Origin of the sequence: Microcoleus sp. bin48.metabat.b7b8b9.023, from assembly GCF_013299185.1 — a bacterium.
Lineage (GTDB): Bacteria > Cyanobacteriota > Cyanobacteriia > Cyanobacteriales > Microcoleaceae > Microcoleus.
Window position 1 is genome coordinate 76457 of the sequence record NZ_JAAFKG010000036.1, and the last position, 6124, is coordinate 82580.

Annotated in this window: 5 protein-coding genes; 3 read left to right on the forward strand and 2 right to left on the reverse strand. The window is 43.7% G+C overall.

The annotated features are described in order from the left end of the window. The first annotated feature begins 5 nt into the window (after positions 1 to 5). Complete coding sequence (locus QZW82_RS20220) at positions 6 to 1340, forward strand: TrkH family potassium uptake protein (RefSeq protein WP_293151793.1); 1335 nt, start codon at positions 6 to 8, stop codon at positions 1338 to 1340. Positions 1341 to 1481: 141 nt separating this feature from the next. Continuing rightward, entirely contained in the window at positions 1482 to 2177 is a 696-nt protein-coding gene (locus tag QZW82_RS20225; RefSeq protein WP_293151816.1) for a TrkA family potassium uptake protein, read from the forward strand. Between the two features lie 610 nt (positions 2178 to 2787). On the opposite strand, the gene QZW82_RS20230 is transcribed toward QZW82_RS20225, so the two are convergent. Together QZW82_RS20230 and QZW82_RS20235 are read right to left on the reverse strand one after the other, a co-directional pair. Further along, on the reverse strand, positions 2788 to 3021 hold the full coding sequence (locus QZW82_RS20230; RefSeq protein ID WP_293151796.1) for a hypothetical protein: 234 nt from the start codon (positions 3019 to 3021) through the stop codon (positions 2788 to 2790). Positions 3022 to 3163: 142 nt separating this feature from the next. Then, the gene (locus tag QZW82_RS20235) at positions 3164 to 3490 is read right to left on the reverse strand and encodes a hypothetical protein (protein ID WP_293151799.1); all 327 of its coding nucleotides are present in this window, start codon (positions 3488 to 3490) and stop codon (positions 3164 to 3166) included. 194 nt (positions 3491 to 3684) lie between these two features. Here QZW82_RS20235 and QZW82_RS20240 point away from each other — a divergent pair, with 194 nt between their 5' ends. Beyond that, on the forward strand, positions 3685 to 5652 hold the full coding sequence (locus QZW82_RS20240) for a hypothetical protein (RefSeq protein ID WP_293151802.1): 1968 nt from the start codon (positions 3685 to 3687) through the stop codon (positions 5650 to 5652). The last annotated feature ends 472 nt before the right edge of the window (positions 5653 to 6124 follow it).

The window sequence follows — 6124 nt, forward strand, 5'->3', positions numbered from 1 at the left end:
ATCGAATGACTGTCTCGCGAACTATTTGTTTAGGATTCATCGCCGTCATTACCGCAGGTGCTCTACTACTAATGATGCCATTTTCCACAATTGATGGAACTTGGAGCGATCCAATCACAGCACTCTTTACATCTACTTCCGCTGTCTGCGTCACAGGGTTGTCGGTTGTAGATGTCGGAAAATATTACTCTTTTTGGGGGCAACTGTGCCTCGTGTTACTGGTGCAAATAGGAGGCTTGGGCTACATGACAGCCACAACTTTCTTACTGCTGCTATTGGGCCGCCGCTTTGGTTTAAAAGACAAAATTGCCCTGCAACAATCACTGGACAAATCCGGGCTGGCCGGCGTAGTGCAACTCGTGCAGTCAATTCTAGCAACAACCGCTTTGTTTGAATTGACTGGAGTATTTTTGCTGATGTTAGTTTTTGTCCCAGAATACGGATTTAAAGACGGTCTCTGGTCTGCTATTTTTCACAGTGTGAATTCGTTTAATAACGCCGGATTTAGCATCTACTCAGACAATTTAATCCGCTACGTCAATTCGCCTGTAATTAACTTCACAGTCACCGGCTTGATCGTATTTGGGGGCATCGGCTATCAAGTAATTATGGAAATGTACCTGTGGCTGCGCGATCGCTTCAACAAAAGCCCCATCTGCACAGTTTTTTCCCTCAACTTCAAAGTTGTCACCAGTACCACTGCTGTCCTTTTAATTTTAGGAACCCTAGCATATTTACTGCTGGAATACAACAACCCAGGAACTTTCGGCCCTCTCAATTTTCCGCAAAAGGTGATGGCAGCTTGGTTTCAATCTGTGACGCCCCGCACGGCAGGATTTAATACAATTGACATTGGAAAAATGAGCGAAGCCGCGCTATTTATGACGATCGCGCTGATGTTTGTCGGCGCCAGTCCCGGCAGCACCGGCGGCGGCATCAAAACCACAACTTTTAGGATATTGTTTAGCTGTACCGCAGCAGTTCTCGAAGGCCAGGAACAGGTGCAGTGCTATCAGCGTCAAATCCCAGCAGCACTGATTTTGAAAACCATTAGCGTAGTCTTCGGATCGCTGTTAGTCGCCTTCTCATCTGCAATTTTAATCGAACTGACCAATCCCGAACTAGAATTTATCCAAGTGCTGTTTGAGGCAGTGTCAGCTTTTGGCACGGTCGGCCTTTCCACAGGGATTACAGCTAAGATTTCGGCGATCGGCAAATTAATTCTGATTGCTACCATGTACATAGGTCGGGTTGGCGTGCTGCTGCTGATGAGTGCCGCATTCGGCGACCCCAAACCCAGAACTTTTAAGTATGCTGAGGAAAGTTTGTTAGTTGGATAGCAAAATCCTGCCTCGTTCCTGATAATCTAAACAATGGGTAACAACCCAAATCAACTTTGACTATTTACTCAAAAATCAAAAGGAGGCAGCGCTGTCTATGCTAAAATTTGAATATCCATACCTTCAGCGCTGAATATGAGCGTGAACCTTTCATCTTTAAAATTTTTTCGCAGTTTGCGCGCCGAAAACAAGCAATTTGCAGTCATTGGCTTGGGACGTTTCGGCAGAGCAGTGTGCTCGACTCTCCACGGCTTGGGTTACGAAGTCCTCGGGGTTGACACCGACGAAAAAAAAGTAACTCAAGCTTTGAACGATCGCATTTCAGCTCACGTTTTGCAGTTAGATTCTACAGAGCCTAGCGCTCTACAGGAAGCAGGTATATTTGAATTTGAAACAGTGATTGTGGCGATCGGCAATTACCTCGCCGAAAGCATTACCACCACCCTCAACCTCAAGGAAGGCGGGGTAACTCACGTCATCGCCAAAGCTTCCTCGGAAACTCACTTAAAACTGTTGAAAAAAGTCGGCGCCGATCATGTAGTTTTTCCCGAACGAGAAATGGGCTGCTCTTTAGCCCGCATTCTTACACAACCCAGCATTTTAGAACGCTTTGACCTAGACCCAAATCACAGCATTGTTGAGTTGCTCGTTCCTGAAAAATTTGACGGTAAAACCATTGCCGATTTGGATCTCCGGCGCCGGTACGGTTTGAACTTGCTCGCAGTCGGTCGCGGCGACAATTTCGAGATCAATCCCCAGCCAAACGAACGCTTGAAAAACGGCGAGGTGATGGTAGTAATTGGTTCTAATAAAGATATCAATCGCTTGCCAATTTAATAGCTCGATCTCTAGGGTGCGCCACCAGCGCACCTTAAAAATTGTAGGATGGGCCCGAGAGCCAGTCCTAAAATTTGATTGCAAGGATTTAACGAATCTTGTTTCTTAATGTTATATATAGCCCAATACGGTTGACTTAAGATAGTCATTGCGAGGAACGAAGCAATCGCAGTATCTATTTCTCATCGGATTTTACCTCCAGGGCACTATACCAGTAAACGGTATTGATATATAGCCTTTCTTAAAAAAGTGAGTTAGGCCCTATGCCCTAGGCCCTATGCCCTATGCCCTATGCCCTATGCCCTATGCCCTATTCCCTATTCCCTATGCCCTATGCCCTATTCCCTATTCCCTATGCCCTATTCCCTATTCCCTATTCCCTATGCCCTATTCCCATGAGTACCTCATATGGGAGATCGAAAGGCTATAGTTTATAGCCGAAATATCTAAAGAAGAATTTTACCAATACTGCGGTTGCTTTGGCCGTGGCGGCTTGCTCGCAAAACATAACGGAAACCATCGCCACAAGCGAAAATTTTTGAAGAAAGTAGAAGCACCCAACGATCGATCGTCGCGCTAGCCCAAATCTAGGAGCGATCGCCCTCAAAATTCAACCGACTTTCAAGATATCTTGCAGGTAAGCTTTGCCAAAAACCAGCACCACCAAGACTAGAGCGAGTTCAACAGGCCAAGGACAGACCGCAAAAAACCAAATTAACGAACACACCCCAATAATTGCAGCTATGGGAGCCGGAATCCCGTCTAGCGTTCTCTTGTCAGTCCCAGCAGTCACGAGCCCAGCGAGCAAGCAGAGCGTAAACGGAATCAAGCAACTTGCGATCATGGCTTTTACCTCATTAAATTTTTTTTAGATATGGCAGATGAGCATATTGTAACGATACATGAAAAATTCGGAGATGTAGCAGAAACTTTGATAAGATTTAATGTTAGGTCATTGATATCCTGTGGCAACACTTGTTTGATTTTTAGCTCCGACCCTCTCCGAAGACATGAAGTAGCTCGGCAGAAGCCAGAATTTGGTAATTTTGGTTTCGGCATTCGCGATCGTAGCCGAATACCTGGAGATGAACTGCGATGCACCCTCGATCGCACTTCTGCAATAGATTGCCGACAAAATCCGACAGTACAAAGGCTAGGCTGATTTCCGGTAGCCTGCCCTTTAGCTGTCTGTACAGACACGATGTCTGTAGAATGCCGATCGCCCCGCTAACCTTTCCCTCCATCGCAGGAAAGAAGATATGGCTGGGCGATCTTTTTGTGTTCCAGCGTGCGATCGATCTTTGCTTCCCCATCTCTCACTAAAAAATAAATTCCCAAGTCATTAACCCCCTTTTTTGCCCCCATTAATTAATATAAATAATCAACAATAAATTGACTAAAATAACCCCCTATTGTATAATCGAAAACCCTCCCTATAAAAATAGCCGACACTTGACAACTAATCAACTAAAAAGTTAACTATTTAATAGATACAACTCCTACAGCAATGATGTTATACCTCATCTCATTTTTCTACGGTATTTGCCTGCTACTATCCCTCATCGGTTGGGGAAAAGTCCTCAACCACATCCTGTTTCCCAACCAGCGAATTGACTGGGGACAAAGAGCCGCTTGGGGTCTAGCTTTTAGCGTTCTAATTGGCGGCATCTTAAATGCAACCTGGACTATTTCCCAAACCACAATTCTATTTTTTTTAGGTTTGGGACTCATTTACTGTCTAATAGATTTAGTAAATCACAGACAATTAATTATTAATAATATCTTGCACGTATTTCAAGAATGCCGCCAAGACAAAGTCATCTTAGCAGGCATTGCCATAGTTAGTCTACTAATTTTAATTCAATACGCCGGATGGCTTTATACAGGTAGACACAACTTTGCAAATATGGTCTATGCTGACGGATTTAATACTAGCGACGACTACCACGGTTACTTAGTATTTCCCCACAAAATGCTGCAACTCGGTTCCATGGGTTCAGACCCTTTTAGCGAACGAAGAATAGTATCTTTAGGTGGGCAGTCATTTCTCCAAGTATTGATTTTAAGCGGACTTTCCGACACTAATCTCAACCTCATCGACCCCGCTTTGCCCCTGATAATTACTGTCGGATTAATTCTAGGATTTTTCAAAGAAAATAAAGTTTCAACCAAACGAATCGTCTTCACTATTTTATTCTTGCTTTTGATTCCACTTCCCAAAGCCAACACTACAAGTCTCATGCTACCCGTTGCTTTATTTGTAAGTTTGTTCAGAACCATTGACAGTAAAGAAATAGAAGACAACCATTGGGCAGCAAATGCTTGTATATTAGCTTTAATTACTGCGGCTATTTGTGCTTTAAAATCCTCGTTAATACCCGCCTGTGTCTTTCTATTTGCCACGAGCTATATTTGCCATTTAATTAGCTCCGAATCCAAACAAAAAGCTGTATTTGAAATGGTTTTGACAACAGTATTAGTGGGAGTATTTCTACTGCCTTGGATGATTTCAATGTATCAATCCTCAGGCACTCTATTGTATCCTCTTTTGGGAAAAGGCTATCACGCCTCCGCCTACGGCATTACCTTCAAATCAGGTTCGACGTTATTAGGAACTGCGAAAAGCGCCCTGATAGCATTCCAAGGTATTTACGTTTTTATACTGATATTTCTCGGCTGTTTGAGCTTGAGCATCCGACCTTGGAAGTTTGGCAATTTACCCGAAGAACCTTCGTTCTCGAACCGCCAAGCAGTTTTATCAATGACAATTGCAGCGGGATTGGCGACAATTGCTGTAGGTGTAATTACCGAAAATGCCGACCCTTTTCGGTATTCGTTTTCTCACCTTTTCCCAGCAATTTTAATATTGATCGCGGTAGCAATGACCGACACAGGAACATTAAACAAAAACGGAGCAGCCAACTTTTTTATTGCTGCTGTATTTTGTGCGGGGTTGGCAATTAGCTATAACTGGGCTATCACTAAACAGACTTATTCAGCTTATGTAAAAAATATAGAATTTGGGCTGACAAATCCATCATTAGTTACAGCAAAGCAAAAGTCGCAGTACGTAGCAATGCAGGAGTCTGTGCCACAGGGAGAAACAGTTTTGACCAGACTAGATGCACCTTTTATCCTCGACTTCAAACGCAATCAAATTTTCCTAGCAGACTGGCCGGGGGGAGCAAGTTTGCCACCCGGTATGCCTGTATTCAAAGGCCCTGAAGCCTTAGCAAACTATTTAGTTTCAAAATCTATTCGATACATAGCTTATTCGTCTTGGAGTCTCAATCATCCCGCAGATGTAGATACTTCGGGGCCTGGATTGTCATCTTGGTTTCGACTGCAAGCAAAACTCTCTCACGATTTTCGGGATAACGTGCGGCAACTTGCAAAAAGTCGCAAAAAACTTTATGAAGACGGAGAAAATTTTGTGTTAGATTTGGGAACTAAAGCCATCTCTATGGGTTTGTAGTTCTGAACAGTAGACAAGATTGCAAAAGTCCTTTTAATCAAATTTTGGGACGCTGCTCAAAGCCATCCCACAAGAAAAAAAGATTTTTGTGGGACGTTGCTCTGAGCAGCGTCCTAACTATTTTTGCAAGAAGTCTAGTTCCTATAATCAAAGCAAGCTGAAAAAGTCTTACATGATACGCTAATGATAGCGGTAAGGCGCGCATTGGCACCCTACAATAACTTTACTCTTTAGTCAGCGAAGGCAGACTTCGTTTGTGTAGTTAGCGGTTTCAACCGCTTAAAAAAGTCTTTAGTCGGCGTCCGGCGGACTTCGTTTGTGTAGTTTGACCTCGAATTCGTATTCGCTAGTGTCATGAATTATTCGCGGAGATGACAGGAGCGATGAAAAGCCGCTAAAACGAGAAGGTACCGCCATTTCCCGTAATTTGCCATGACGATTTTAGAGCGAGAAGCCCAGATTTTACGAGTCC